This window comes from Scytonema millei VB511283 (genome assembly GCF_000817735.3).
Classification (GTDB): Bacteria; Cyanobacteriota; Cyanobacteriia; order Cyanobacteriales; family Chroococcidiopsidaceae; genus Chroococcidiopsis; species Chroococcidiopsis millei_B.
In genome coordinates this window covers 505,620-531,176 of sequence record NZ_JTJC03000004.1, presented here as the reverse complement: position 1 = coordinate 531,176, position 25,557 = coordinate 505,620, and the positions used below count along the sequence as shown (strand labels likewise).

The window sequence follows — 25,557 nt, the reverse complement described above, 5'->3', positions numbered from 1 at the left end:
GCACCCTATAGTTGGATTTGGCTTTTGTCTTCATAATCAAAGGAATGCCACAGATAGAATCAATGTACCAATCTCTTCCTATTCATGCAACAATGCCCCTAGATATTGCCCAGGGAGCAGATATTGTCATGGTGAAACCCGCTCTAGCTTACCTCGACATCATCTACCAAGTTCGCAACGCTACAAATTTGCCAGTTGCAGCTTACAACGTTAGCGGCGAGTACGCCACGATCAAAGCAGCGGCTCAAATGGGTTGGATCGACGAGAAAAAAATTATTCTAGAAACCCTTACCAGTATGAAACGAGCTGGTGCTGACTTAATTTTGACCTATTTCGCTAAAGAAGTGGCGCTGATGTTGCGATAGCTATTTGAGTTGCGTTAGTAATTTCTTATGGATTTGCGCGATCGCGAGCCATCTCCTCTAGCTACCTTGACAAAAATTAACATCCTCGCTGACTCGTATCCTCTGTATTTTTGTTGAATACAATGATAATGATTATCAAACTATAAGTCATGGTTGGATCTTTAATTCGATCTCAGTCCAGTCACCCATTGAACCAAAGCGACGAGCGACAACTGGTGCGGATTCGTCACACTTGCGCTCATCTGTTGGCAATGGCAGTTCAGCAGCTATTTCCAGAGACAAAAGTTACCATTGGTCCCACGACAGAAACAGGCTTTTATTATGACTTCGATCGCGCTCAACCCTTTACGCCAGGCGACCTACCCGCGATTGAAGCGCAAATGCGGCGGCTGTTTATAGCGAGGCGATCGCAGATTGCAAGTTGATTATTAATTGAGTTTCGCATTTTTGGAACCGATGAATTTATTCTCCAAATCTAACGCTAAAGCAGAACCAGAGAAAGTTCAACAAATCAAAACTTGGATTTACGAGCTATTGCAACTCGATCCAGATACTCCTATTTCTATTATTCAATTACGCTGCACCGAACCCGGTTGTCCACCATTGGAAACAGCGATCGCGGTAATGACTGCTCCTACGAAAACCTACAAAATTCATAAATCGATTGCCGAAATAGGATTCACAGATATTGCTAGCGCTATTGAGCAGAAGTAGTATAAATCGAGTCAATTTTCTATGACTAAACACGCTTTATTTGTCTGTAAATCTTGCTTGTATTCTCCCCATCAACGAGAATATATGGGTCAGCGGGGAGGCTGGTATTTACTCGATCGATTATGAAAACGATTAGAAACCTGGATGTACTTATTGTAGGCGCAGGTGCGGCTGGTGTCGGTTGTGGCGTAGTATTACGCGACTTGGGAATCGAGAATTTTGCCATATTAGAGCGCGAGCGGATGGGGGCAACATTTAGCCCCTGACTCGCAGAAATGCGCTTTATCACCCCTTCTTTTCCCAGTCACGGTTTTGGTTTATTGGATCTCAATGCGGTTGTTTGGGATACTTCCTCAGCTATAGCATTTGGACTCGATCGTCACCGTTGTGGATGTGGAAAACTTTACGTTGAAAGAGCATTACGCCAGTGAAGCCGCTCTGAGTCAAATTGCTTATGGCGATATAATTCTTTTGAATAAAACGGATTTAGTGTCCCAGACAACTGTGGATGCAATTGAAAATCAAATCCGCGATATTAAGGAAGGAACCAGAATTTTACGCTCTGAATATGGAAAAGTTCCCCTGCCATTAATTTTAGATGTCAATCTTGCCGAAGCCGGATTTTCCTCCCAAGCACTAGCCGCCTCCGATCTCCCTGCCTCACGCCTCAATGGTGATGGGTTCATGTCAACGTCCTTTCAAAGCGATCGCCCCTTTACCTTGAAAAAATTTCAACAGTTTCTCGATGTCCATCTACCAGAAAATGTATTTCGCGCCAAAGGGATTCTGTGGTTTGTCGAAAGTCCCAAACGCCATCTATTTCAACTGAGCGGTAAACGCTTCACCATTAACGATAGCGAGTGGGAGACATCCCCCAAAAATCAAATAGTATTCATTGGACGCAAGCTCAATCCCTTGTTTCTACAACAGATGTTAAATAACTGTTTAACTCGGTAACGTCAATGAACTCAAATACGCTGACAAACGAAAATCTGCTTTGGATTGAAGGACTAAAGTTTAACGCTCGGGGTTTGATTGCGGCGATCGCCCAAGACGAGCGCGATGGTACTGTCTTGATGATGGCATGGATGAATCGGGAATCGATCCTGCGTACCTTAGAAACGGGTGAAGCTCACTACTGGAGCCGCTCCCGTGCAGAACTTTGGCACAAAGGGGCAACTTCTGGAAACGTTCAGAAAGTTAAACAGTTTCTTTACGACTGCGATCGCGATACAATTCTCATCAAGGTCGAGCAGGTAGGTAACGTTGCCTGCCACACGGGAGCTAGGAGTTGCTTTTTCAACCTCGTGTCTATTGACCCTGGCTAAAATCCTCTCCGTTCTGCTTTAGCAGATAGTCGCACCGAACAACAGGATGTCGAGTTTCCCGTGAATCAATTAGTTGATATTGCCCTACGTGCCATTTCTCCTAGGAGCGACGATCCAACGACTGCAATTGAGTGTATTGACTCGTTGTCGATCGCGAGTACGGACACTGAAAAGTGTTAGGCTAGGGGTAGTTCGATCGCGACGTGCGCTGTTGAACTTAAAAATTCAACTCACACAGGGATTAGGTGATGCAATTTCACCTTGACGTTTAATTGCATTACAAAGTTAATCATCGAGCTAAAGCGGGTGCAAGAGATGAAAAGCAGCAGAACTGTTTGCACGGCTGTGTCTCCACCTTAATAAGTGAATTTTCAGAAACGAGCGATTAGCTACGCTTAAATAATTTAAAAGCTGCTTTTTGTAGTGTGGAATAGCTTCTAGCACAGTCAAAAATGAAAGCAGAATTCTTGAAGATCTTGTCTCAGCCTCTGAATGTTTGTTCCTTACCAAAAGCAGTTGTTTGTTGACCCAGAATCGAGTCAAATCAAACTAGTACTCTTTTGTCATTTTCTCATCACATTTACCTATAAAACTAGAAGTACATAATGTCATATTAGGCGCAAACTACACCGTTATGAAAGCCTGAGTGCAAGTGCGATCTGTTCAATCTATGTGTTTTTAATTACTCAAATGAAGATATTGAATAGCTAGATATGGAAGCAATTTTATTAGATTTAATTAAGTAATGTGAGTTTATCAAGCCTATTCAAAAGCCCAGAATGAGAGATGCAGATGTTTATGAAATACTCTATTAGCTACTTATAAACTACCAACATAGCTACTTGAAAACTTATAGAGTTAGCTGCAATTCGATTGCCCGTCGTTGAACTATTAACAAAGTTGAATAGAGCGAGTACGAGCCTTGAAATCATTTTAATTAGTGCCGTAGACACAAACCATGACAACCACTGCAACAGGTAGCCAATTAGAGCGTCAATACCACGGACTTTCAGCTAAGGAAGTAGCTAACTTACTTAATGCCAATCCCGAAAGGGGTTTAACAGCAGCAGAAGTTAAGCAAAGGTTGAACCAATATGGAGAGAACGAACTCAAGGCGAAGCCAGGTAAACCTGCATGGTGGCGATTTTTGCTGCAATTCAATCAGCCTTTACTTTATATCCTGCTAATTGCAGGGATAATCAAAGCCTTTTTGGGTTCTTGGACAAATGCGATCGTGATTTGGGGTGTAACGGTAATTAACGCTATTATCGGTTTCGTACAAGAATCAAAAGCAGAAGGCGCGATCGCCGCTTTAGCACAAGCCGTCACCACAGAAGCAACTGTATTGCGCGACGGGCAAAAGATCCGCATTCCCTCAAAAGAGATCGTACCTGGCGATATCGTCATGCTGACTTCTGGCGATAAAGTGCCAGCCGATCTGCGCTTGGTAAATAGCCGGAACTTGCAAGTAGACGAATCAGCTCTCACTGGCGAATCTGTCCCAGTGGAAAAGTCAACCGCTCCACTTCAGCTTGATGCTCCCTTAGCAGAACGGCTTAACATGGCGTATGCAGGTAGCTTTGTTACCTTCGGACAGGGAAGCGGTATTGTTGTAGCCACAGCAGGCAATACGGAGGTAGGGCGCATTTCCCAAACCATCGAGCAACGGACTAACCTGAGTACACCTCTAACTCGTAAGTTTGACAAATTTAGCCGCACGTTACTCTACGTCATTTTAGGTCTGGCAGCACTCACATTAGCGGTAGGTTTGGGTCAAGGGCAGACATTTGCAGGAATGTTTGAAGCCGCTGTCGCCTTGGCAGTCAGTGCCATTCCTGAAGGACTGCCAGCAGTGGTGACGGTGACGTTGGCAATTGGAGTCAACCGCATGGCACGCCGCCACGCCATTATCCGCAAATTACCTGCGGTAGAGACTTTAGGCGGCGCGACAGTCATTTGCTCTGATAAAACGGGGACGCTGACAGAAAACCAAATGACAGTGCAAGCGATTTATGCCGGAGGCGATCGCTTTACTGTTAGCGGTACGGGTTACAGTCCAGAAGGGGAGATAAGAGAGCTGGGGGAGAGGCTACCTGTAGCTCTGCGGGAGTGTTTGATTGCTGGGCTGCTTTGCAATGACTCGCGGTTGGAAGAAAAGAACGATCGCTGGGTAGTAGTAGGAGATCCGACAGAAGGAGCTTTGATTGCAGTTGCCAAGAAAGCAGGGATAAGTCAGTCCGAATTAGTAGAGTCCATTCCCCGACTGGATGTAATTCCCTTTGAATCGCAGTTTCAGTACATGGCGACGTTGCATGAAGTCGGGAGTCGGGAGTCAGTAAGGGCGGGTTTAGGAACCCGCCCGTACAGGAGTGGAGAAGAATCTAAAGTTATTTATGTTAAAGGTTCGGTGGAGGCGATTTTGAGTCGCACGCGGCAAATGCTGGATAAAAATGGCAATCCGATTTCTCTTAACCGCGCCGAAGTCGAACAGCAGGTTGAGTTAATGGCAAAGCAGGGATTGCGAGTGTTGGCTTTTGCCAAAAAAGCAGTTGGGGATAACCAGACCTCTGTAGACCATAATGAGATCGAATCCGATCTGGTTTTTATCGGCTTGCAGGGAATGATCGATCCGCCACGCGCTGAAGCGATCGCCGCAGTGCGTAACTGTCAATCGGCGGGAATTGGCGTGAAGATGATTACTGGCGACCACATTACCACAGCTAGGGCGATCGCCGAACGGATGGGTTTGCAAAAAGATGGCAAGGTGGAGGCATTTGAAGGGCAGCAACTCGCCCAAATGGACGATCGCCAATTAGCGCAAGCGGTAGAAGACGGTGTAGTTTTTGCCAGAGTCGCCCCAGCCCAAAAATTGCGGTTGGTAGAAGCATTACAATCCAAAGGCGAAATTGTGGCGATGACAGGGGACGGGGTGAATGATGCCCCAGCTCTCAGACAAGCTGATATTGGCGTAGCGATGGGTGGTGCGGGAACGGATGTTGCCAGGGAAGCCGCCGATATGCTGCTGACGGATGATAACTTTGCTTCGATTGAAGCCGCAGTAGAGGAAGGACGGACGGTATATCAAAATTTACGCAAGGCGATCGCGTTTATCTTACCCGTCAATGGTGGCGAGTCGATGACAATTTTAATTAGTGCTTTACTCGCCAGAGATCTACCAATTCTGTCTTTACAAGTTTTGTGGTTAAATATGGTCAACTCAGTGGCGATGACAGTACCGCTTGCATTTGAACCCAAGTCTGAGGGGGTAATGCAACAACCGCCGCGTAACCCAAGAGAACCGTTAATCTCAGGAAAACTGTTACAGAGGATTCTGGCAATTTCTGCCTTTAACTGGATTCTGATTTTTGGTTTTTTCGAGGCGGTACGTCAAAATACGGGAGATGTCACCTTGGCGCGAACGATGGCAATTCAAGCTTTGGTTGCAGCTAGAATCGTGTATTTGTTGAGTATCAGCCATTTAGGGAAAGCGATCGCGCTGAGAATCCGTGGTAGAAGAGTTTCAATTGGTGGGACAAAGGCGATCGCGCTGGGTATTCTTGCCGCAGTTGTGTTGCAGATTGTTTTCAGTCAATGGAGCGTGATGAATAACTTATTTGCGACCGCACCATTGAATTTAAATCAGTGGTTAATTTGTTTGTTGCCTGCTTTACCGATGATTCCATTGGCTATTTTGGTTAACTGGATCGATCGTCCTGAGTAGGTCGAAACCCAAGACTTCTTGGTTAAAGTTGAGATCCCTGCTAGCCTCCCTAACAACGGGTAGAACTCTTGCTCCCGAGAGGCGTGGGGGTTGGGCGATCTTCAGATAGTTTACCCGCTTGAGCAATATCGCACCCAAAAGCAGCAAGCACACCATAGAAATCCCATTGAAGTAGCAGCTATGCAACTAGAAAGCAAATGCGATACAGCTCTTGCTCTTGGTTGAAGCAGCTAGGGTTCAAGATTCCGAAAGAAAAGGGCAAGCAATTGCGTCAACGTTGCGTCAGCGTTGCGTCAGCGTTGCGTCAGCGTTGCGATCGCGTCCATACACTCCACCCATAACCATAGTAGGAAATATACTAGCACCGAAACGCGAAAACAGCAGACACTCCAAGTTTGTGCTTCGCGCTTCGCAAATAATAAGGGGCGCAGTTTAGAATTGCACCCCAGCTTAAACATAGAGATTTAAATTTAGAATTGAGCTGTTGTTATGTAGATAGCTTCACGAACTTCACGCCAGATTCCAGAAAATCTACCCGCTCGTCGATCGAGTTAGCTCAGGACATCGCCATGCTGGTACTAGGTTCATGTCATTGTGGAAAAGAACAAAACGGATTTCCCATAGACTAAAAATCTCTACTCTTGTAGCTTTACTATTAACCATAGGATCGAGTCATGCTGGAGAAAAAATGGTAGAGCAACTTGGCGTGGGACTGGTTGGTTATGGCATGGCAGCTCGCGTGTTTCACGCGCCAATTATTCAGTCAATTCCCCATCTTCAACTGAAAAAGGTGGTCGAACGACATGGGAATCAATCTAGTCAAGATTATCCTGGGGTGGAAGTCGTGCGCGATACCACGACACTCTTGCATGATGCAGAAATAGCTTTGGTCGTGATTACGACTCCAAATATCTCTCATTTCGAGCTAGCACGCCAGTCTTTACTAGCAAATAAACACGTCGTAGTGGAAAAGCCTTTTACTGTTAACTCGAACCAAGCACAGCAATTGATCGATTTGGCGCGTCAGCAAAACAAGATCGTTAGCGTTCATCACAACCGGAGGTGGGATGGTGATTTTCTCACAGTGAAGCGGTTGTTAGATAGTCAGCTTTTAGGACGTTTAGTCGAATATGAATCCCATTACGATCGCTTCAGAAATTACGTGAAGCCGAATGCCTGGAGGGAAGATGAAGGGAACGGGAGTGGAGTTTTGTTCGACCTCGGCTCGCACTTGATAGACCAAGCGCAGGTTCTATTTGGCTTACCACAAGCGATCGCGTCGGACATCAGAATTCAAAGAGATTTTGGCAAGGCAGACGATAATTTTGAGCTAATACTGCATTACGACAATTTGAAGGTGACTTTGAAGGCGAGTATGCTAGTCAAGGAGCAGTGTTCGCGTTTCATTTTACATGGTACGGAAGGTTCTTTTATTAAATATGGCTACGATCCGCAAGAAGAAGCTTTGAAGCAAGGACTCACACCCGCCGAGCCAAACTGGGGAGAAGAGCCTAGAGAGAAGTGGGGGACTTTGAGGACACAAATTAGCGGGCTACAAGTGGAGGGGCAAATTGAAACGCTTGCAGGTTGCTATCAAGCTTACTATCAGAATATAGCTGATACGATTGGCGATCGGGCAGAGCTAAGCGTTAAGCCTGAAGAAGCAAGAAATACAATTCGCATTATCGAATTGGCAATGCAAAGTAACAAAGAAAAATGCACAGTTCCCTTCTCTTTGTGAGTGAATACCTTATTTTTTTATCACTTTGGGCGAGACGAATTATCTATAATCCTCTAGCTTGCTCCAGATTCAATTTCCCCTGTTGCCTGCTGTGCCTGCTTTAACGCCTCCTGAAAACTGTCAAAATCTTTGCCATAGCCGCACAGTTGGGCAACTGCGGCTAATTCTTGAGAAGTGTTAGCTCTGGCACAATTGAGCAACGCAGCTCCTTGAAGCGGCTGCTGCCCTAAAAGTAACTGTTCTTTAGACTCACCCCAGAAGGCACTATAAGTCCAGACTTCTTCACCTCCCTGCAATTCCAGCGACCAACGGCAAATAGCTGATTTCGGATTCACACCAATTTCAAGCAACTTCGCACCCATGTAGTATTCCATCTGCGATTTTGTTCTTTCTTTGAGCGCCAAAGGCTGATTTTTATTCAGCTTGCGGGACATATGAGCTTGTGTATGTTTAACCATATCGATCCTGCTTGAGGATTTGGTAATTGTTCAACTATGATAAATGCTTCACGGCATCACTCAGCTTGATGGGTCCAAACCCAAACAGTTTCGCCTACATTCCTAGCTGACTCTAATTTTGTGTCAATAGGGCAGAGAAAGCCTGGGATAAGGGCAATCTGCTTGCCAACGGCAGTCAAAAACGCCCAGCCTCAAGACTCTCTAGGAATTGCTGAATCGGAACTGTATCTGAGTAAAACATTTGTGATTCGAGAATCTTACCATCACGCATTTTATAGACGCTGACTACTGGCAAATCGAGTTTTCTGCCGCTACTGGCTGCCAGTCCTTTCAACCGCCAAAGGACAATAATGTAATCTTCTACATCTAAAAAGACTGCATCCATTTTCCTCTCGGCTGGCGGTTGAAGATGATTCCAAGTTTGAGCAGCACCTTCAACGTGTTGTTTTGCACCTTCAAGACCGTGATGTATGCCACCATAAGGTAATGACTCTGCATCGCGGATGACAATCTCAGGAGCGTAAGCTGCTAAAACTCCAGCAATGTCACGTTCTTCAACAGCCTGGAAAAGACGGCGAACATTCTCTACATTCTGTTGTGACATAAATTCTCCTTTCTCGTCAGAAGTTATCGGCTGACGCATTCAGTATCCAACTATTCTTGAGTGCTTCTCTTCAAAGTTCTTGCGATTGTTTTCAAAGTTCTTGCGCTTGCTGCCAAAAAACTTTGGGCGTAACTCCGACAAGGCGTTTGAAATGGTAGGTAAAATGTCCTTGACTGGCAAACCCAACAGTTTGAGCGATCGCCGCCAGCGATAAATTGCCCATAACTATCAGTTGTTTGGCTCGTTCAATTCGACACCGAATTAAATATTGATGAGGTGAAGTATGAGTTAACTTTTTGAACAAATGAGCAAAATGATACGGACTCAATCGCACAATTTCTGCTAACTGAGTTAAGCTCATGTTTTTCTCTAAGTTTGCTTCAATATAATCGATAACTTGTTGCCATTGCTGTTGAGTCAAACTACCCGTAACAGCTTTGATTTGACGTGAGTTGGTGGAATATCTAGAGAGAAGATGAACCACAAGTGCATGGGCTAGCGAGTCGGCATAAAGATGGCTATTTTTCCCATCAATTTCTAAGGATGTTTTCAGTGCAAAACCAATCTGCACGACTAATGGATCGAACAGTGTAGCTAGATGTGGAATTAGTTCGAGGCGATCGCTCCCAAACACCTCATAACCAACAGTAGCTAGAAATGACGGTGATAACAACAAATTGAAAAACTCAGCTTCTTTGTCCCAGTGAAACTGTTGGCTGAGGTAGGCTGGGTAAATTTTCACATCTCCAAATCCCGATTCTACCTTCTCATGCCGTTCATCAACTGCTTGCTCTAACTGCACGGGCTTGCCGATATTCAGACAAATGACGTGCTGAGACGATACACGTTCTGGAAGATCGCAGGGTGGTTGTCGAAAATAAGCAAATTGAATATTTTTCCAGTTAGCGCCGTCACTAGACAGAAGCGGCGAAAGGGGAAGAATTAGAGGTAGATTGCTGGGAGTCGGATCGCTCACAATTACCTTGATGCCAACTGTCTGGATTGTAAATAATTAAGGCTTAGCACTTTGATAAAATGCAACATTTTGTAATTCCTACTTCTCGGTGAGTGGTAGCAAGCTGCCTCAGATTCAGCACTATCCGAGCGAACTTTTGTTACCAACAATATTCCACGCGCAATTGTTAAACATCCAGCAGTAATGTTTATTCAGCTATCCCTAACGAGCGGGTTGCTTAATGAAGTTATCGCTCTTGACCTTGCTTCAGCCAATTATGAATTAGCTCTGATCGATTCCCGATCTTCTTGAAGTAGTCGCTGGCAGTATGCAGAAGCTGAAACTACTTGCGCCAAAGGTCACTGAATAATTTCATCATGCGATCGCGCTTTTGTCTGAAAAGAGTTGATCGAGTGGGTAATATTACATTTACGACGGTGTTGCCGCCGAACACGAGCGTTATGTAGGGTAAATAAATAATTGCAGGAGAGCAGAAGATGTCTAATTTAAGTGTTGCAAAAGGTAGCTGTTTATGCACAGCAGTAAGTCTTTCCGCAACTAGCATCGATCGTCACATAGCAGCGTGTCATTGCAGTATGTGTCGTAAATGGGGTGGAGGAGCTTTGTTAGCAGTTGAGTGTGGCAGCGATGTCAGCTTTCAGGGTGAAGAAAATATTGGGATTTATCAATCTTCAGAATGGGCGGAACGTGGGTTTTGTAAACAGTGCGGTAGCCATTTATTTTATAGATTGAAACAGAATAACCAATACTACATACCAGCGGGGATTTTTGATAATGATGAAGGTCTTGTGTTCGAGCATCAAGTTTTTATCGACGAAAAACCAGCTTATTACTCTTTTGCCAATGAAACTAAGAATATAACAGGGGCAGAGTTATTTGCACAGTTTGCACCTCCATCATCCTAGTCATAACTTTGGTTCAAAAAGCTGCAATGAATCCACGCGATCGCTCGTGAGTAGTGAATGACAAGTTTTAGATCCGTTGTAGCCAACACGTATGCGCGGCGAGCAATTGCTAACTTCAAACTATTAGAGCTGCACTTCGCGTAGCCGACGCTCCAAAAATCGGCGCTCGCTATCATTGGCGACCAGTGTTAGCGCCCGCGTGTAGCTGTGTGCGGCTGACTCTAAGGCTCCCACACGTCGCAGCAGATCGGCACGGGTGGCGTGGAACAGGTGATAGCCGTCGAGTTGGGTGGCAAGCGCATCGACCAGTCCGAGCGCCGCTGAAGCTCCATCTACCATCGCGATCGCCACTGCCCGATTCAGCGACACGATCGGTGAAGGTTGCAAGCGTTCCAGCAGCTCGTAGAGTTGCACGATCTGCGCCCAGTCTGTTTCTTCGGCTCGCGCCGCTTGACAGTGGAGTGCCGCGATCGCCGCTTGCAATGCAAAAACACCCGTGCCGCCGCGCAACGCCTCTTCCACCAATGGCAATGCTTCTGTAATCTGTTGTCGATCCCAGCGTTGACGGTTCTGATCTTCGAGCAGCACTAGATCGCCTGCTTCGTCCAACCGAGCATCGCGCCGCGAGTCGTGCAGCAACATCAGCGCCACCAGTGCCGTGACTTCTGAAGGCGGTTGCGGTAACATCAACTTCCGTACCAATTGCCCCAGCCGAATCGCTTCCGCGCAGAGGTCAGCCCTTACCATTGCCTCGCCTTTGGTCGCCGCATAGCCTTCGTTAAAAATCAGATAAATCGTCGTCAGCACCGCATCTACCCTTGGGGATAGATCGCCGATCTCTGGCACTTTATAGGGAATCCCTGCATCCCGAATTTTGCGCTTGGCACGCACGAGCCGTTGTGCCATCGTTGCTGTGGGTACGAGAAACGCACGGGCAATTTCGTCTGTTTCCAGTCCACCCAACATTCGCAGCGTCAGAGCGACTTGAGCTTCGATCGCCAGTGCGGGGTGGCAGCAGGTGAAGATGAGGCGAAGCCGATCGTCTGGAATTTCATCACTGTCGTAGGTTGGCTCCTCACTACTTGGAATCAACCCAGATGCCGCGTACCATTCTAGTTTCTCGGACAGTCGCGTTCGGCGGCGGAGACGATCGATCGCTTTGTACCGAGCTGTTTTAATTATCCACGCACGGGGGAGAGCGGGAATACCGCTAGAGTGCCACTGATTCACGGCAGCCGCAAAAGCCTCTTGCGCTGCTTCTTCAGCTATGTCGAAGTCCCCTATCAGCCGGATCAATGTAGCGACGATCTGCCCCCACTCAGCCCGATAGACGGAGGCGATCGCTTGAGCTACATCTGCTGACTTTGCGTTTGGAGTCATATCCGATCCAAAAAAATTTTGCGCTAGGTGTCGATTTGCGCGATCGCCGTTCGACTTACTTATAACGGTCAAAACGCAGGGAGATCGCGATTCGGATCTGATGATAAAAAATTTTTGCGCTAGGTGTCGATTTGCGCGATCGCCGTTCGACTTATTTATAACGGGAAAACCGGAGGCAATGGAATGAAATACGTGCTGCTGATTTATCTCAAAGAAGATGCCCTGAGCGAAACCGAGCGAGAGCAATGTTATGCAGAATCGGCGCAACTGGCGCAACAACTCAACTCGAACGGGCAGTATCTCGCCACCGCTCCACTCCACCCTGTCGCGACAGCCACCAGCGTCCGAGTCCGCGACAGTAAGCCGCTGATAACCGATGGACCCTTCGCCGAAACCCGCGAACAGTTGGGAGGATTTTTCCTGATTCATGCCCAAGATCTCGATGACGCGATCGCGATCGCCGCTCGGATTCCAGCAGCGCAAGTCGGCACTGTGGAAATTCGCCCTGTAATTGAAGTTGCGGGCTTGCCAGAGAATTAGTGTTTGCTAGTTTCAGCCGTTCAGTACTTTGACCCCACAAACTTAAAATCCAAGGAGATACTTCGATGCGATTTATGTTACTCATGATTCCCAAAGGCTACGAGAGTGCGGCTCCAGGAACTACCCCTGATGCCAAAGCGGTTGAAGCAATGATGAAGTACAACGAATCGCTTGCATCTGCTGGCGTACTGCTTACACTTGACGGACTTCACCCACCCTCAATGGGTGCGCGGGTGACATTCAATGGCGGAAATCCAAAAGTGACTCAAGGGATTTCCCCAGATGTGAAAGAGGTGCTGGGTGGCTACTGGCAGATTTTACACGAACACATCTCGCTGCCATTTCATCCAGAGACTTCTCAAGCAGTCTTCACCCTCAACCCATAGAAATTTTGTCGGGGCAGGTTTGGAATCGCAATTGAACGCTGCAAAGCGATCGCTCTCAACCCGCCCAGAAAAGTAACGACAGTTCATCAAACGGAGGAGTACACCATGAAAATCAATTCCTATTTCATGTTCAACGGCAATTGCGAAGCAGCTTTTAAGTTCTACGAGCAATGCCTCGGCGGCAAGATTACCATGATGATGACTCACAAGGAAGCACCCTCAGCAGAGCATGTCTCCCCTGAATGGCATGACAAAATCATGCACGCTTGCCTCGAAGTCGGCGATCGCCTCCTCATGGGGTCTGATAGTCCGTCTGGGTATTTTGAAACACCCCAAGGCTTCTACGTGCAGATTAGCGTTGCCGAACCAGCCGAGGCAGAACGTATTTTTCACGCTCTGGCAGAAAATGGCAAGGTGAAGATGCCACTGGAACAAACCTTTTGGTCTGCCCGCTTTGGCATGTTGGTCGATCGGTTCGGCACGCCGTGGATGGTTAACTGCGAGCAGGCAACTAACAATAACCTTCAGTCCCCGCCAGTCGAGACGCGCCACCTCTAAGCTAGCTTCAACCTGCTTCTTGTCTCTTTCTTAAGCAAAGAGCTTGTCGAACGGCAGAGCGAGGATAATAGAACTTATGTACTATTACAGGCTGTGAATTTCCATCGTTTCGCGCGATCGCATTCCCTCAGAATTCATCAACAGGAGCTAAAACAATGGAGACAACCAAAACACAACAGAACTCAACCATGAATACCACACCACAAAAGGAACATCAGTGGCTGCAAAAACTCATTGGTGAGTGGACGTATGAGATTGAGGTCAAGATGGGAGCGGATCGACCTGCCGAAAAATCGACGGGAACTGAGAGGGTGCGATCGCTGGGCGGACTGTGGATTCTAGCCGAAGCACAGGGCGAGATGCCTGGCTGCGGTGAGGCAACAACGATGATGACGCTTGGCTACGACCCGCAGAAACAGCGGTACGTGGGGACGTGGATCGGGTCGATGATGACACATCTGTGGGTGTACGACAGTGGCGAATTGGACGCGGCTGAAAAGATGTTGACGCTCGATTCTGAGGGACCTGCTATGATTGGCGAGGGGAAGATGGCAAAGTACAAGGACGCGATCGAGTTCGAGAGTGACGATCGCCGAGTCATGACCTCGCATGTATTGAGTGATGACGGGCAATGGCATCACTTCATGACCGTAAACTATTGGCGCAAACAATAGCATTTTCTACCTGGTTGTATACCAAGTCTATTAGGACTGCCTGCTGGTAACTCTAGGACGTAGCTGACTGGTTGGACTGAATCGTAAATAAATAGGGCAACATTTCCATCGCGGGTAGAGAGGAGCGTTTTTGACTAATAGCGGTTTTCAATTGGGTGAAATATATGATTGGTAGGGGCGCACAGCTGTGCGCCCCTACCAACGTCATCTACGCAATCGAGAATTGCTATAAGGACGCGATCGTACCATTGCGAATTCTGACAATTTGGTTGCACATTCAAAATTAAAATCAGTAAGTACTGCGACCCCTGCTACTAAAGTATGTTGATTAGCGCGACCGCCAATTGTGACTGAAAAATGACACCCCTTGAGCGGCTAGTAATAGATAATATGTAATTGACAATTGCTAGTATCGTTACTAGGGTAGAGAGCGATCGCCGCTCGATGACTCAACGCCTACGTAAACAGATAGAGAGAACGCACCCTGAAAGACCCGAGCAAAAGTTAGGTTAATGACACGATCGCATAAGGAGAACCATGATGGTTTGGGACAAAACAGATCGCTCTACACCAGACGAGCAAAGCAACAGTTCTAAAGCCCCCCAAGGTACACCTGGAGAAAGTTCTTACCATCCACCCATCGGCAAGCCCCTAACGGATTGGGAGCAACCAGACTATGACGAACTTGACCTATGTATGGAAGTCACAACATATATTTACCAATGGCAATGATCGGGGGCTAGGGTAAGAAGCCGTAAGTCGTAAGTTGCTAATAACTGACAACTGTTTGCCCCAACTGCTCCAAAAGCTATGCAGATAAAAATTCTCGGTACTGCCGCAGGTGGAGGATTGCCGCAATGGAACTGTAACTGCCCTGGTTGTCAAGCCGCGCGAACTTCTACAACAGGTGTATGCTGGCTGAATCAATCCTCCATTGCAGTACGGGCAAATGACCGACCTTGGTTTTTGGTCAATGCTTCCCCAGACGTGCGACAACAACTTGAGTTATTGCGGGAGGGGAAACCAGCGTCTATCCGTTCCAGCCCGATCGCGGGGATCGTGCTAAGTGATGCCGAAATCGACCACACTACAGGACTAATCTTGTTGCGAGAATCGGCTCAACCGTTGCGGCTCTATGGTACGGATACAGTCCGCCGAGCGTTGACAGAAGGTTTTCCACTACTCTCCACATTAGAAGGCTATTGCGGTGTGGAATGGTCGTTACTCGAACCTGGTAGACCGATAAATTTGGGAAAAGGTGGAGCAAATGGATTGGAAGTAGAAGCATTTCCCCTTGCTGCCAAACCGCCAAAATATATGCGTCACAAGGTCGTAGCAGATGAAGTTTGGGTTGTCGGCTTGACGTTTCGCGATTCTACCAGTGGCAAAGTTGTTACATACGCTCCAGGTTTAGCTCAAGTGGATGAAAAAATTCTAGACCGCTTGGAGTCCAGCGATTGCATTCTGGTAGATGGGACTTGTTGGCAGGATGAGGAATTGGTAAATTTGGGAATTGCCCAACGCACAGCACGACAAATGGGACACCTACCCCTTTCGGGAAGCCAAGGCAGTATCCAGCATCTCGCCCAACTGCAACACCCTCGCAAAATTCTCGTTCATATTAACAATACCAACCCGATTCTGATTCCTAATTCCCAGGAACGCCAAATTGTTGAAGCAGCAGGAATTGAAGTTGGTTACGATGGTTTGACAATCCAGTTGTAGGAGGTGAAACAACCGTGCTGGAACTGATGCACTCAGAACACAAGGCTTGGAGTGAGGCGGAACTAGAGGCAGCGTTGCGATCGCAGCACCAACGTTACCATCACTTACACCCCTTCCACGTTCGCATGAATCATGGAGACTTAACACCAGAAGAAGTGCGGCGTTGGGTGGCAAACAGATTTTACTATCAAAAAAGCATTCCCCTCAAAGATGCTGCTATCCTATCCAACTGTCCAATTTTAGCAGTGCGACGGCAATGGCTCGATCGCATCATCGACCATGACGGACGCAGTGAGGGCGAAGGCGGAATTGAAGCATGGCTAAAATTAGGTGAAGCAGTTGGCTTGTCCCCCCAAGAGTTGTTAGACGAGCAACACGTAATCCCAGGAGTACGATTTGCTGTCGATGCTTACGTCAATTTTTGTCGCACTCGACCTTGGATTGAGGCTGTTGCTGCCTCACTGACAGAATTATTTGGACCAGATGCAATCCGAGTCCGCTTGGTTGCCCTAGAACAACATTATCCCTGGATCGATCCGGCAGGATTCGATTACTTTAGGAAGCGACTAGAGCAAGCACCGCGAGATGCCCGATATGCTTTAGATTTAGTCTTGAAGTATTGTCGCAACCGCGAATCTCAAGAACGAGCAGTTCAAGCTTTAGCGTTCAAGTGCGATCTACTCTGGAGCCAGTTAGAAGCGATCGCCAGAGGCGATACAAGAAATAATTCGTAATTCGTAATTTGTAATTAATCTGCGACTTCCGACTCTCGACTCCTTCCAATATGAGTAACATGAAAAACCACTCGCGACCGCATTTAGCCCAAGGTGTACGCTTGCAGTGGGACGAGTTGAGACAGCAGCATTTACTGCTGATGCCAGAAGGTGCGTTGATATTAAATTCTACGGCGGCGGCTGTATTAGCACTGTGCGATGGTAAACACACCGTTGGGGCGATCGCGCAACGGTTAAAAACACAATATCGAGGCGAGACACTAGAAGATGACGTGCGCCGCTTGCTGATTCGGATCGGCAAGCGGGGACTGTTGGTCGAGCGCGATTAATTGTACTGAATCGCTATGCCCATCTCCAGCTTGCAACACTTCTGGAAGAAATGGCAACAGTTCTTTGTTCAATCGTCCGATTTTGACAAATTCTGCATATGTATTCGCCTCCGTTGCTAGCAGTTCGGAGCGTAATTGTTGGGCGCTGAAATTTTTCAGGTCGGGATACTGGTTTTGCAATTGCTCGATTTTATTACTGGCTTTAAAAGTCAATATTAATCGCAACAGGAAAGATTTAAACTAACGAATCTCTTCAAGTCAGTCAACAATCTCTACTGCTAGATTGCCTGTATAACAACGATGATATCGCGATTGGTTGTAATTCTATCGTCATATTTATACGGGTTGTCTTGACACATTCTTGTCATATTTATGCCTCAGAATAGAAACATCTAAAGAGTTCGGAAGTTGAACTAATCCAATGTTAAAGTTGTTGCATTTGAGTGCTGCGATCGCTGCTATTCTTGGCGCTCAGATTAGTAGCAGCAGTTTGCCTATTGCCGCTCAAACCGTTACCAGAGAAGTTGAGCAAAGTCACCGCGAATTTTTGACGGCACAAATATACCGATCGAACCCCAGGAACGAAGAAGGAATAGATCCTAACCTGATGCTAGCTTTAGCAGGCTTGGCAGGCGGCGCTGCGGCGATCGCCTTAGCCGCTAAAAACAACGGACACTTCAAATCTCCAGCAAAATCGCGTCCTGTTGCTGTAGGTGGTTCCATTCGCGTCGAGCAAGGTAGCCGTCATCTTCAGAAGAGATTAATGAGTTTGTTGCATGACGAAAGAGAAACAGCCAACCGCCTTTTATCGCAAGCTCAAAGGAAAAACCCCCACCAGTCAGTTGATTGGTACATGGAAAAGGTAATCTACGACCTCAAACGCGATCGCGGCGGCTATTAAAGGATATGTCAGAGCGCACAACTGTGCGCTCTGACACAACACCATAGTTCCTAAGATAGACTTGCAATTTGTGAGAAATTGAAACAATAGAGGGGTTAACTCTAATTTAAAAGTCATAATCACTATGAGCTTTAGTTTTTTTGACCTATTCTGGGTTTTCCTCTTCTTTTCTTCGCTGCAACCAATATGGCAGCGTCGTCAGATGGAATTTCGCCGCGTCAAAACCATTCAAGATTTTGAACGCAATCGCAACAGCCGTACGATCCTGCTGATTCACCGTCAAGAGTCGATCAGTTTGTTGGGAATTCCCCTATCTCGTTACATCACGATTGAAGACTCAGAACAGGTACTTAGAGCAATTCGCCTCACTCCACCTAATGTCCCCATCGATTTAATTCTGCATACTCCTGGGGGTTTAGTCTTAGCAACAGAGCAAATTGCTAGAGCCTTAATTCGCCATCCAGCTAAAGTCACGGTGTTTGTACCCCACTATGCCATGAGTGGTGGCACGATGCTAGCCCTGGCATCTGATGAAATTGTGATGGATGCTAACGCTGTGTTGGGACCAGTCGATCCGCAGTTAGGCAACTTCCCCGCTGCAAGTATTCTCAAAGTGGTGGAAGATAAACCGATTAGCGAGGTGGAGGATCAAACCCTAATTATGGCGGACTTGTCGCGTAAAGCGATCGCTCAGGTTCAGCGCTTTGTCCGCACGTTGTTAAAAGACGAAACCCCCAAGCAGAAAATTTTACCGGAAAATATTGAAAAGATTGTCGATGCGCTGACGACAGGACAGGTAACTCACGACTATCCGATCACGGTAGAAGAAGCGACAGAACTGGGATTACCAATTACAGTCGGGTTGCCGAGAAATATTTACGACTTGATGGAATTGTATCCTCAACCGCAAGGAGGTCGTCCCAGCGTCCAGTATATCCCGATGCCATATGGCGATCGCCGTCCGAGATTACCCGAACCCAAGGGTAGACCGTTACCAGATCCGATGGAACCATAATTTTTGTAGAGACGTTACGTGTAACGTCTCTATAGAAGCATCTAGCAAAACAAAACTGAAAATAAAAAGCAGGGTTTTTCTTCCCCTGCTGCTAACTTATGGTTGTGAGCTTTTGTTACGCAGCTTTCCTGAAATCGTCTTCATCTCTATCGTGAATTCTCCTAACTTGAGAATCATATTTTTTAGGAGCTTGTTCTGATATTTCAGTATTTTTTTGATGGAGTTGATGAAGCATATAGATTTTATCAACTAGCTTGGATTTGTCGATTCTGTGGCTACCTCTCATAAGTTTCTCCTGTTGTCTTTGTTTGCATGAAATCAAAATATAGACAAAGAAAGTGACTTGTTCGAGACAACAAAGTGACAATTTAGAGACAAATAACAGGTAAAAAGAAGCTGTTTGTCACTGAACCTAGCAAAGGCGATCGCCGAGATTAGTTAGATTGAGATACCAGAGTAATGACCGTCACCTCTGGCGGACACAAAAATCGACCTGGGGCATAAGTTCCTAAGCCGCGATTGACGTACATTTGGTTCTCACCAACTTGGTGAAAACCCTGCGCCCATTCCCAGTGACGCACGACTTTAGCGCACTCAGCTTGCATAAATGGCATCCAACGCCGCATATTTTTAGGCAGACTGCGGCGCAAATCTTGATACCAGGTAATCGCGGGACCAATACCAGGTAAGGCAAACTGACCCCCATGAGTATGACCGGATAATTGTAAATCGACGCGCCATTTTTTCAACGGTACGGCTGTGTCTGGATTGTGAGATAAGACAATTCGGGGTATTTGCGGGTCTAGCTGTTTCATTACCGATTTCGCATCGAACTCCCGCGACCAATAATCAGCCAGTCCAACTAGAGGTAATTTTTTCCCAAATGGGTAAGCAATTTCATTCCACAGCACACAAATGCCCACACTTGTCAAGGCTTTAGTGACTTCGGCTTTGGAATGGGGATAGTGGATATCGTGATTGCCCAGGCTAGCATAAATTCCATAGCGACTTTGCAGGTGCTTGAGTCGCAAGACTAACTGATGGATGGGGCTAGGATCGTCGGTAACGTAATCGCCTGTTAAAACGATTAGATCGGGATCGGCTTCGTTCGTAGCAGCGATCGCCTGCTCTAACATCTCTTCTGAGAGTTTAACACCGTCGTAATGCAGATCGGACAGTTGCACTATCTTCGTCCCTACCAAAGATGCAGGTAAGTCGGCGATCGCTACCGTCAGTTTCTCTACACTCAAAGATCCAGTCAATAGCCAGTGCATACAAGCTTGGGTTCACTCCTCAAACAGCGCGATTATAGCTTAGCCGAAGCGACGGATGACGCGAAATATACTAGATAACATCTGCTGCAATCTGTGGTTTTGTTCGTAATTTTGGCGAGTTTGAGCAAAAGCTGCCTTACTATTCACTTCTGATAAGGTGGGATAGATGTGAATTCCACTCAGAGCAGATAGCTTTAGATTATGCGACATTGCTAATATAATCTCATGGATAAGTTCGCCCGCCGCTGCACCAACTAAATGAGCGCCGAGTATTTGCCCGTTACGTTTGGTAATAATCTTAGCAAATCCGGCTGTCTTTCCGTCAGCTTGGGCGCGATCTACATCTGCATATTCTTGTTTAACAACGCGAACATCGTTACCATATTTTTCCCTAGCTTCTTGTTCCGTCAATCCCACCCTTGCTAATTCTGGCTCGGTAAATGTTGCCCAAGGAATGACGCGATCGCTTGCTTTAAATATTGGTAAAAACAAAGCATTTTTGAGAACGATATTTGCTTGATAACTAGCAACGTGGGTGAATTGATAACCGCTCAAAACATCGCCACAAGCGTAGATATGGGGATTGGAAGTTTGCAGTTTAGAATTGACTTGAATTCCCTTTTTACCTACTTTTACACCTGCTGCATCTAAGTTCAAAGATTCTACATTTGGCGCTCGTCCGGCTGCAACTAAAATTTGATCGGCGATAATCTTTTCTTTCCCTGTCCAAATATATTTTTTACCATCTACAACTTCGATTTTTTCTGCTTTAGTATTGAGGAGAAAATTAATACCTTCAGATTTAAATTGTTGGTGAATAACTTCAACTGCTTCAGGATCTTCCTTGGGAAGGAGGCGATCGCGACTAGCAATAATGGTAACTTTCGATCCTAAGCGGGAAAATGCTTGTCCTAACTCACAACCGATTGGCCCCCCGCCGATAATGGCTAGCGTATCTGGACGTTCGGTAATTTCAAACACTTCTTCATTAGTAATAAATCCCGCTTCCTTGAGTCCTGGGATTGGTAGCGTGGCGGGACGAGAACCTGTAGCGATGACAAAACTTCTAGCTTTGAGGCGGCGGTTATTAACTTCAAACGTTTTTTTATCGATGAACTTACCATCACCAAAAATGACTTCTACACCCAAACCCTCAAATCTTTCCGGCGAGTCGTGAGGTTTGATGGTAGTAATTGTATTTTGGACGTGGGCGATCGCTTTGGCAAAATCAATTTGCGGATCGTTACAGTAGATCCCAAATCTTCCCGCATGTTTCACCTCATAAGCCACGCGAGAAGCACGAATCAAAGACTTACTGGGGACGCAACCATACCAGAGACAATCACCACCCAGGCGATGCTTTTCAACTAGCGCCACCTTCGCCTTAAGTGCAGCGGCGACACCAGCCACCACCAAACCACCCGAACCGCCACCAATAACCACAAGATCGTATTCCACAGCCATGACAAGTACCTTTATGGGAAAGCGCGATCGCTTCTTTCCCTATCATGACAGCCTGCTACTAGAGTCGCCAAACTTATTGGCTCACATCAACAGCTACTTCTTACCTTCTTCGCGTCTTTGCGTCTTTGCATGACACAAACTGTAGGATATAACTTAATTATGAGGGAATGAAACAAACCTCCTCAATTAGGTAGTAGAGAGATACGATTGCATCCCTCTACATAGCTATTCTATAAAAATAAAAACTAACAAACAACTCATTAACTATGACTTTGCAGCATCGAACTTAACTCCAACGCCAACCACCGCTGAAATAGCCGTTCTAAAATTTCTTGAAATCTTTCCGAAGTTAACTGAGCTGAAAAATACTCTTCTACTAATAGCAAACAATAACCTGTTTCAGTTTGCAGAGGACCGATCGCCTGTCCCACAGCACCACTAAAAACGATCGCTGCTATATCTGGTTGTAACTGAGAACGATAGACGATCCCCTCATAACCGCATTGAAGTCGCCGTTGTTCGCTAATATCGTAAAAGTGAGCGGCTTCATAAAAGCTAATTTGTCCCTCTTGCAATCGATATAAAATCTCTAATGCTTCAGCTGCACTGGACACGACAATTTGATAAAGTAAGACTCGTTCAAATTCATTTGGATGTTGATTAAAGAATCGTTCTACTTCTAAAGAAAATAGACGTTGATTTAATTTTTTAGCTAACAGGCGATCGCGAATACTAGCCTCCCAATTTTCTCGATCGAGCAGCCGATCTGTCAGCCAAGTTAACAGATCGGCATCCATTTCTAAATCGCGATCGCGACGCTGGCGTTCCAACTCAGCTTGAATTTCCTCAGCTTCAACTGTTAAGCCTCTTTCCCGCGCCACTCGTTCAATGATTCGGTGATATAAAATCTGCTGACAGACTTCCTTTAATTGCAAATTCTTTCGCAAATAACTAACGATTTCAGCAAATTCTATAGATAAACCAAAAAAATCAACGGACTGAGGTGCGGGATTCATAAATACAACCACTTGTCATCGTAATATTGAGTCAGCTAAGTGGTGACTATTAAGGCTTTTTAAGTAAGATAAAAGCTGCGTCTTAATACAAAATATCTCATTATAATTTTCTAGTTCGAGCTAACTAGCTGTCCCAAAACGATTGAAATAAATTAAATATATTTCGCATTCTAGAGCTACTAGAACGAGATCTACGTCTACCAGATCCACCAAAAAACGGCATAGTAAACGCCAGAGTAATTTGTGATAATTTGTAACTCGTACGGCGAGAAATAGAACTGCCATCCGTAAACTTATCTTGAGCATCAGCGAAAGTGTCTATATCAGTTTTTTGAAAAAAGAAAGAACCGAAAAAATCTTCCCAGCCAAATCCACCTACTACAGATTCTTGTTCCCGATCGGATAACTCATCTAACAGCCGATCGCTCTTGTCTTCGTGAGGTTCAGACATATTAGTATCTACTCCAATTAAGGTAAGAAAAATCTTAAATTTTCGTCAGGTTTGTTACGCAAAACTGATAAAGAACCTTGAAGTTGTAACTTTCCCCGATCGAGTAGCACCACCCAATCAGCGCGATCGATCGCACTCGGACGATGGGTGATAATAATTGTAGTTTTACCCTTGCGGTAGTTTAACAATCGCTCCAAAACTTGAAATTCACTCACCGGATCGAGTCCAGAAGTTGCTTCATCTAAGATGAGAATAGGTGGATCGCTGACAATAGCGCGGGCGATCGCTAATCTTTGTCGCTGTCCGCCAGATAAATTTGCGCCAAATTCTCCTAGAACTGTTTGATATTTATTAGGTAATTGACTGATAAAACTATCGGCATCTGCAATTTGACAAGCTTTAACAATTTGCTCAAATGGGAGGTGAGGATTTCCTAAACGGAAGTTTTCTAAAATCGAACGACTCCAAAAATGAGGTTCTTGAGGAATCAAAACAACTTGCTGACGCAAACAGTCAATAGCGATATCTGACAAATTATACGTCCCAATCCGAATGTTTCCCGATTGAGGTTGATACAGCCCTGCAATTAATTTGGCTAAAGTACTTTTACCACATCCAGATTGACCGATCAAAGCAATAACTTGACCGCCAGGAATCGTGACTGAAAAATCTTCGAGTAGATCGACTCTACCAGCATGATGAAAATAGAGATTCGTACACTCAATATCTACATCTGGTAAAATTTCAGCGAAGGGCTTACGAATGTCTCCAACCGCTTCTGGAGTTGCATCAATCACTTCTAAAAGACGATTGACGGCTGTTTGAGAACGAAAATATTCATCCGTTAAACCAACTAGAGAATTAATTAAACCAACAACATTAATTTGCATCGTGTTAAACGCTAGCATTTGCCCGATGCTGAGTTCCTTATTAATTACCAAAGTGCTACCGAATCCTAGTAAAGCGATGCCACCAAGACTACTTAACGTTTGGGTAAAAACACCGTTGATAATGCCAATTTTAATTGTACTAAAAGTCAAATGAGCTAAGCGACCAAAACGACTTTGAAACTCATCCCAAAATTGGGGTGTAGCCGCTGTAGTCTTCATCACCATTGCGCCTTTAAAAGTTTCTACCAAAACACCCTGATTCTCCGCCGATAAAACGAGAAGACTGCGCGTTTTCTGTCGTAGAACTGGTAAAAACGGTAGTGTTGATAAAATCATAATTGTGGCGATCGCCATCACCGCAACAGTCAGTTTCCAGCTATAAAACAGCATGAAGCCAAACGAAACTAAGGCAACAAAAAACTGGCTGGGTAGATAGGCAACAATTTGCGAAACCAACTGATTGATTTCAGTAATATCTCGCAAGCGACTGACAATTTCTCCACTGCGGCGAGTTTCAAAATAATCTAAAGGTAGATGCAAAAGTTTACGTCCAAATTCTAACACTAACCCTAACTGCAACTTTTGACTAAAATGAGCAATCATTGTAGTTTGTAATAGTTGCATTGTACTGCTAAACAGAGTTGTAACTACCACAGCAGCTATAACAACACTGAGTAGTTGAACATCTCCCCGTACTAGAACATCATCTGTGAGAATTTGAATTAAAAATGGGCTAGTTAAGGCAAGTAAACCTAAGACAAGATTAATGCCCAAAGCCTCAATTAATACCGCTCGATAAGGTAATATCCGTTGAAAAAAACGGGCAAAGCCGCCTAAAGAATCTTCTTCCTCCCAAGTATGAAAGCTATTGGGATCGGGAGTTAGCAAAAGCAAGATACCATTCCATGCTTTCATTAATTCTCGCCTGCTTAGGTAGCGAATACCCGCAGCTGGATCGGCAATGACGTAATTCTTACCCTGTCGCCCGTACAATACTACCCAGTGGTTGCCCTGCCAATGCGCGATCGCCGGTAGGGGAATGTCATTGATTCTGCCCACAACCTCTCGCGAAGCTTTAACTGGTCGAGTGTTGAAACCCAAAGACTCCGAACCACGCCTTAAGCCCAACATTGTCGTTCCCAACTGTCCAGTACTAACCGCTTCCCGAGAACGGTTAATACTTAAAACCCGTCCGTAATGCCTGCAAATTGTAGCTAGACAAGCTGCCCCGCAATCTTCTTCGCTTGCCTGTAAGACACATGGATATTTTTTGTTAAACAGGCTAACCATAATAGGTAATAGGTAATGGGTAATTCGGAATTCGGAATTCGTAATTGATATTTGGTTCTTAGCAAATGATTAATGACTAAGGAAACTGAGTCGTGAGTTACTCACAAATGACCAATGA

The 25,557-nt window shown here is 45.7% G+C and carries 31 protein-coding genes and 3 pseudogenes; 24 read left to right on the top strand and 10 right to left on the bottom strand.

Annotated features, from left to right (window positions below; genetic code table 11):
• Positions 1–98 precede the first annotated feature (98 nt).
• The 11 genes and pseudogenes from QH73_RS17495 to QH73_RS17445 all read left to right on the top strand — a co-directional run.
• Positions 99–365 (top strand): annotated as a pseudogene (locus QH73_RS17495) (porphobilinogen synthase); the annotation flags it as partial.
• Between the two features lie 149 nt (positions 366–514).
• Complete coding sequence (locus tag QH73_RS17490) at positions 515–790, top strand: hypothetical protein (RefSeq protein ID WP_039716936.1); 276 nt, start codon at positions 515–517, stop codon at positions 788–790.
• A gap of 31 nt (positions 791–821) precedes the next feature.
• Positions 822–1,079, top strand: coding sequence for a hypothetical protein (locus tag QH73_RS17485; protein WP_039717740.1), 258 nt, complete (start codon positions 822–824; stop codon positions 1,077–1,079).
• Between the two features lie 122 nt (positions 1,080–1,201).
• Positions 1,202–1,345 (top strand): NAD(P)-binding domain-containing protein, encoded by a 144-nt coding sequence (locus QH73_RS27850; protein WP_201278190.1) that lies wholly within the window; start codon positions 1,202–1,204, stop codon positions 1,343–1,345.
• 9 nt (positions 1,346–1,354) lie between these two features.
• Positions 1,355–1,510, top strand: coding sequence for an NAD(P)-binding domain-containing protein (locus QH73_RS28340; protein ID WP_236147053.1), 156 nt, complete (start codon positions 1,355–1,357; stop codon positions 1,508–1,510).
• A complete protein-coding gene (locus QH73_RS17470) occupies positions 1,488–2,036 on the top strand; it encodes a CobW family GTP-binding protein (protein WP_236147052.1) in 549 nt (182 codons plus the stop codon). Before QH73_RS28340 ends, QH73_RS17470 begins: the two co-directional genes overlap by 23 nt.
• Before the next feature lie 5 nt (positions 2,037–2,041).
• Positions 2,042–2,377 (top strand): annotated as a pseudogene (gene hisI, locus QH73_RS17465) (phosphoribosyl-AMP cyclohydrolase); the annotation flags it as partial.
• Between the two features lie 48 nt (positions 2,378–2,425).
• Positions 2,426–2,557, top strand: a pseudogene (locus tag QH73_RS17460) (DUF2254 family protein); the annotation flags it as partial.
• A gap of 808 nt (positions 2,558–3,365) precedes the next feature.
• Positions 3,366–6,128 (top strand): cation-transporting P-type ATPase, encoded by a 2,763-nt coding sequence (locus tag QH73_RS17455; protein WP_132867198.1) that lies wholly within the window; start codon positions 3,366–3,368, stop codon positions 6,126–6,128.
• A 197-nt stretch (positions 6,129–6,325) separates the two neighbouring features.
• The gene (locus tag QH73_RS17450) at positions 6,326–6,469 is read left to right on the top strand and encodes a hypothetical protein (protein ID WP_165587723.1); all 144 of its coding nucleotides are present in this window, start codon (positions 6,326–6,328) and stop codon (positions 6,467–6,469) included.
• A 347-nt stretch (positions 6,470–6,816) separates the two neighbouring features.
• Positions 6,817–7,869 carry an oxidoreductase gene (locus tag QH73_RS17445; RefSeq protein WP_039716940.1) on the top strand — a complete coding sequence of 351 codons (1,053 nt, stop codon included), beginning with the start codon at positions 6,817–6,819 and terminating at the stop codon, positions 7,867–7,869.
• 53 nt (positions 7,870–7,922) lie between these two features.
• Here the strand turns inward: QH73_RS17445 and QH73_RS17440 are convergent, their stop codons facing one another.
• From QH73_RS17440 to QH73_RS17430, 3 genes are all read right to left on the bottom strand, one after another.
• Positions 7,923–8,327: a hypothetical protein gene (locus QH73_RS17440; RefSeq protein ID WP_039716941.1), complete on the bottom strand. Its 405-nt coding sequence runs from the start codon at positions 8,325–8,327 to the stop codon at positions 7,923–7,925.
• A 175-nt stretch (positions 8,328–8,502) separates the two neighbouring features.
• Positions 8,503–8,931, bottom strand: a complete 429-nt coding sequence (locus tag QH73_RS17435) for a nuclear transport factor 2 family protein (protein ID WP_039717741.1) — start codon at positions 8,929–8,931, stop codon at positions 8,503–8,505.
• Positions 8,932–9,022: 91 nt separating this feature from the next.
• On the bottom strand, positions 9,023–9,907 hold the full coding sequence (locus tag QH73_RS17430) for a helix-turn-helix transcriptional regulator (protein ID WP_309476497.1): 885 nt from the start codon (positions 9,905–9,907) through the stop codon (positions 9,023–9,025).
• A gap of 476 nt (positions 9,908–10,383) precedes the next feature.
• Here QH73_RS17430 and QH73_RS17425 point away from each other — a divergent pair, with 476 nt between their 5' ends.
• Complete coding sequence (locus tag QH73_RS17425) at positions 10,384–10,812, top strand: GFA family protein (protein WP_039716942.1); 429 nt, start codon at positions 10,384–10,386, stop codon at positions 10,810–10,812.
• Between the two features lie 123 nt (positions 10,813–10,935).
• Here the strand turns inward: QH73_RS17425 and QH73_RS17420 are convergent, their stop codons facing one another.
• Entirely contained in the window at positions 10,936–12,192 is a 1,257-nt protein-coding gene (locus QH73_RS17420) for an RNA polymerase sigma factor (RefSeq protein WP_039716943.1), read from the bottom strand.
• Positions 12,193–12,375: 183 nt separating this feature from the next.
• On the opposite strand from QH73_RS17420, the gene QH73_RS17415 reads away from it, so the two are divergent.
• The 9 genes from QH73_RS17415 to pqqD all read left to right on the top strand — a co-directional run bounded on the left by QH73_RS17415 (position 12,376) and on the right by pqqD (position 17,138).
• The gene (locus QH73_RS17415; protein WP_039717743.1) at positions 12,376–12,732 is read left to right on the top strand and encodes a YciI family protein; all 357 of its coding nucleotides are present in this window, start codon (positions 12,376–12,378) and stop codon (positions 12,730–12,732) included.
• 65 nt (positions 12,733–12,797) lie between these two features.
• Positions 12,798–13,118 (top strand): YciI family protein, encoded by a 321-nt coding sequence (locus tag QH73_RS17410; protein WP_132867196.1) that lies wholly within the window; start codon positions 12,798–12,800, stop codon positions 13,116–13,118.
• 105 nt (positions 13,119–13,223) lie between these two features.
• A complete protein-coding gene (locus QH73_RS17405; protein ID WP_052290207.1) occupies positions 13,224–13,676 on the top strand; it encodes a VOC family protein in 453 nt (150 codons plus the stop codon).
• 155 nt (positions 13,677–13,831) lie between these two features.
• Positions 13,832–14,350 carry a DUF1579 domain-containing protein gene (locus tag QH73_RS17400; RefSeq protein ID WP_132867194.1) on the top strand — a complete coding sequence of 173 codons (519 nt, stop codon included), beginning with the start codon at positions 13,832–13,834 and terminating at the stop codon, positions 14,348–14,350.
• A 155-nt stretch (positions 14,351–14,505) separates the two neighbouring features.
• On the top strand, positions 14,506–14,637 hold the full coding sequence (locus QH73_RS28875; protein WP_286194124.1) for a hypothetical protein: 132 nt from the start codon (positions 14,506–14,508) through the stop codon (positions 14,635–14,637).
• Positions 14,638–14,887: 250 nt separating this feature from the next.
• Positions 14,888–15,082 carry a pyrroloquinoline quinone precursor peptide PqqA gene (gene pqqA / locus QH73_RS17395; protein WP_132867192.1) on the top strand — a complete coding sequence of 65 codons (195 nt, stop codon included), beginning with the start codon at positions 14,888–14,890 and terminating at the stop codon, positions 15,080–15,082.
• A 78-nt stretch (positions 15,083–15,160) separates the two neighbouring features.
• Positions 15,161–16,075: a pyrroloquinoline quinone biosynthesis protein PqqB gene (pqqB, locus tag QH73_RS17390; RefSeq protein ID WP_039716944.1), complete on the top strand. Its 915-nt coding sequence runs from the start codon at positions 15,161–15,163 to the stop codon at positions 16,073–16,075.
• 14 nt (positions 16,076–16,089) lie between these two features.
• The gene (gene pqqC, locus QH73_RS17385; protein ID WP_309476496.1) at positions 16,090–16,809 is read left to right on the top strand and encodes a pyrroloquinoline-quinone synthase PqqC; all 720 of its coding nucleotides are present in this window, start codon (positions 16,090–16,092) and stop codon (positions 16,807–16,809) included.
• A gap of 59 nt (positions 16,810–16,868) precedes the next feature.
• Positions 16,869–17,138: a pyrroloquinoline quinone biosynthesis peptide chaperone PqqD gene (pqqD, locus tag QH73_RS17380; protein WP_236147051.1), complete on the top strand. Its 270-nt coding sequence runs from the start codon at positions 16,869–16,871 to the stop codon at positions 17,136–17,138.
• Here the strand turns inward: pqqD and QH73_RS29205 are convergent.
• Entirely contained in the window at positions 17,070–17,363 is a 294-nt protein-coding gene (locus QH73_RS29205) for a hypothetical protein (RefSeq protein ID WP_309476495.1), read from the bottom strand. The two genes, pqqD and QH73_RS29205, sit on opposite strands and share 69 nt — an antisense overlap.
• Positions 17,364–17,559: 196 nt before the next feature.
• On the opposite strand from QH73_RS29205, the gene QH73_RS17370 reads away from it, so the two are divergent.
• Both QH73_RS17370 and QH73_RS17365 read left to right on the top strand, forming a co-directional pair.
• Positions 17,560–18,039: a hypothetical protein gene (locus QH73_RS17370; protein WP_039716947.1), complete on the top strand. Its 480-nt coding sequence runs from the start codon at positions 17,560–17,562 to the stop codon at positions 18,037–18,039.
• Positions 18,040–18,163: 124 nt separating this feature from the next.
• Positions 18,164–19,054 (top strand): SDH family Clp fold serine proteinase, encoded by an 891-nt coding sequence (locus tag QH73_RS17365; protein ID WP_039716948.1) that lies wholly within the window; start codon positions 18,164–18,166, stop codon positions 19,052–19,054.
• Positions 19,055–19,488: 434 nt separating this feature from the next.
• Here the strand turns inward: QH73_RS17365 and QH73_RS17360 are convergent, their stop codons facing one another.
• Positions 19,489–20,328, bottom strand: a complete 840-nt coding sequence (locus tag QH73_RS17360) for a metallophosphoesterase (protein ID WP_039716949.1) — start codon at positions 20,326–20,328, stop codon at positions 19,489–19,491.
• A gap of 39 nt (positions 20,329–20,367) precedes the next feature.
• Positions 20,368–21,792, bottom strand: coding sequence for a dihydrolipoyl dehydrogenase family protein (locus tag QH73_RS17355; RefSeq protein WP_039716950.1), 1,425 nt, complete (start codon positions 21,790–21,792; stop codon positions 20,368–20,370).
• Here QH73_RS17355 and QH73_RS28870 point away from each other — a divergent pair.
• Entirely contained in the window at positions 21,791–21,925 is a 135-nt protein-coding gene (locus QH73_RS28870; RefSeq protein WP_286194123.1) for a hypothetical protein, read from the top strand. The two genes, QH73_RS17355 and QH73_RS28870, sit on opposite strands and share 2 nt — an antisense overlap.
• A 127-nt stretch (positions 21,926–22,052) precedes the next feature.
• Here QH73_RS28870 and QH73_RS17350 read toward each other — a convergent pair whose 3' ends face one another.
• The 3 genes from QH73_RS17350 to QH73_RS17340 all read right to left on the bottom strand — a co-directional run bounded on the left by QH73_RS17350 (position 22,053) and on the right by QH73_RS17340 (position 25,439).
• Positions 22,053–22,820, bottom strand: coding sequence for a peptidylprolyl isomerase (locus tag QH73_RS17350; protein WP_309476494.1), 768 nt, complete (start codon positions 22,818–22,820; stop codon positions 22,053–22,055).
• Between the two features lie 112 nt (positions 22,821–22,932).
• Positions 22,933–23,259 carry a hypothetical protein gene (locus QH73_RS17345; protein WP_039716952.1) on the bottom strand — a complete coding sequence of 109 codons (327 nt, stop codon included), beginning with the start codon at positions 23,257–23,259 and terminating at the stop codon, positions 22,933–22,935.
• A 17-nt stretch (positions 23,260–23,276) separates the two neighbouring features.
• Positions 23,277–25,439, bottom strand: coding sequence for a peptidase domain-containing ABC transporter (locus QH73_RS17340; protein WP_039716953.1), 2,163 nt, complete (start codon positions 25,437–25,439; stop codon positions 23,277–23,279).
• Between the last annotated feature and the right edge of the window lie 118 nt (positions 25,440–25,557).

Bases quoted from the DNA above. Each gene is read 5' to 3' on its own strand.
- pqqA (WP_132867192.1), top strand. From the start codon at position 14,888: ATGATGGTTTGGGACAAAACAGATCGCTCTACACCAGACGAGCAAAGC.
- QH73_RS17360 (WP_039716949.1), bottom strand. From the start codon at position 20,328: ATGCACTGGCTATTGACTGGATCTTTGAGTGTAGAGAAACTGACGGTA.
- pqqB (WP_039716944.1), top strand. From the start codon at position 15,161: ATGCAGATAAAAATTCTCGGTACTGCCGCAGGTGGAGGATTGCCGCAA.
- QH73_RS17420 (WP_039716943.1), bottom strand. From the start codon at position 12,192: ATGACTCCAAACGCAAAGTCAGCAGATGTAGCTCAAGCGATCGCCTCC.
- QH73_RS27850 (WP_201278190.1), top strand. From the start codon at position 1,202: ATGAAAACGATTAGAAACCTGGATGTACTTATTGTAGGCGCAGGTGCG.
- QH73_RS17445 (WP_039716940.1), top strand. From the start codon at position 6,817: ATGGTAGAGCAACTTGGCGTGGGACTGGTTGGTTATGGCATGGCAGCT.
- QH73_RS17340 (WP_039716953.1), bottom strand. From the start codon at position 25,439: ATGGTTAGCCTGTTTAACAAAAAATATCCATGTGTCTTACAGGCAAGC.
- QH73_RS17490 (WP_039716936.1), top strand. From the start codon at position 515: ATGGTTGGATCTTTAATTCGATCTCAGTCCAGTCACCCATTGAACCAA.
- QH73_RS17410 (WP_132867196.1), top strand. From the start codon at position 12,798: ATGCGATTTATGTTACTCATGATTCCCAAAGGCTACGAGAGTGCGGCT.
- QH73_RS17455 (WP_132867198.1), top strand. From the start codon at position 3,366: ATGACAACCACTGCAACAGGTAGCCAATTAGAGCGTCAATACCACGGA.
- QH73_RS17355 (WP_039716950.1), bottom strand. From the start codon at position 21,792: ATGGCTGTGGAATACGATCTTGTGGTTATTGGTGGCGGTTCGGGTGGT.
- QH73_RS17450 (WP_165587723.1), top strand. From the start codon at position 6,326: ATGCGATACAGCTCTTGCTCTTGGTTGAAGCAGCTAGGGTTCAAGATT.
- QH73_RS17345 (WP_039716952.1), bottom strand. From the start codon at position 23,259: ATGTCTGAACCTCACGAAGACAAGAGCGATCGGCTGTTAGATGAGTTA.
- QH73_RS17425 (WP_039716942.1), top strand. From the start codon at position 10,384: ATGTCTAATTTAAGTGTTGCAAAAGGTAGCTGTTTATGCACAGCAGTA.
- QH73_RS17440 (WP_039716941.1), bottom strand. From the start codon at position 8,327: ATGGTTAAACATACACAAGCTCATATGTCCCGCAAGCTGAATAAAAAT.
- QH73_RS28340 (WP_236147053.1), top strand. From the start codon at position 1,355: ATGCGCTTTATCACCCCTTCTTTTCCCAGTCACGGTTTTGGTTTATTG.
- QH73_RS28870 (WP_286194123.1), top strand. From the start codon at position 21,791: ATGACAAGTACCTTTATGGGAAAGCGCGATCGCTTCTTTCCCTATCAT.
- QH73_RS17370 (WP_039716947.1), top strand. From the start codon at position 17,560: ATGTTAAAGTTGTTGCATTTGAGTGCTGCGATCGCTGCTATTCTTGGC.
- QH73_RS17400 (WP_132867194.1), top strand. From the start codon at position 13,832: ATGGAGACAACCAAAACACAACAGAACTCAACCATGAATACCACACCA.
- QH73_RS17435 (WP_039717741.1), bottom strand. From the start codon at position 8,931: ATGTCACAACAGAATGTAGAGAATGTTCGCCGTCTTTTCCAGGCTGTT.
- QH73_RS17365 (WP_039716948.1), top strand. From the start codon at position 18,164: ATGAGCTTTAGTTTTTTTGACCTATTCTGGGTTTTCCTCTTCTTTTCT.
- pqqD (WP_236147051.1), top strand. From the start codon at position 16,869: ATGAAAAACCACTCGCGACCGCATTTAGCCCAAGGTGTACGCTTGCAG.
- QH73_RS17485 (WP_039717740.1), top strand. From the start codon at position 822: ATGAATTTATTCTCCAAATCTAACGCTAAAGCAGAACCAGAGAAAGTT.
- QH73_RS17405 (WP_052290207.1), top strand. From the start codon at position 13,224: ATGAAAATCAATTCCTATTTCATGTTCAACGGCAATTGCGAAGCAGCT.
- QH73_RS17415 (WP_039717743.1), top strand. From the start codon at position 12,376: ATGAAATACGTGCTGCTGATTTATCTCAAAGAAGATGCCCTGAGCGAA.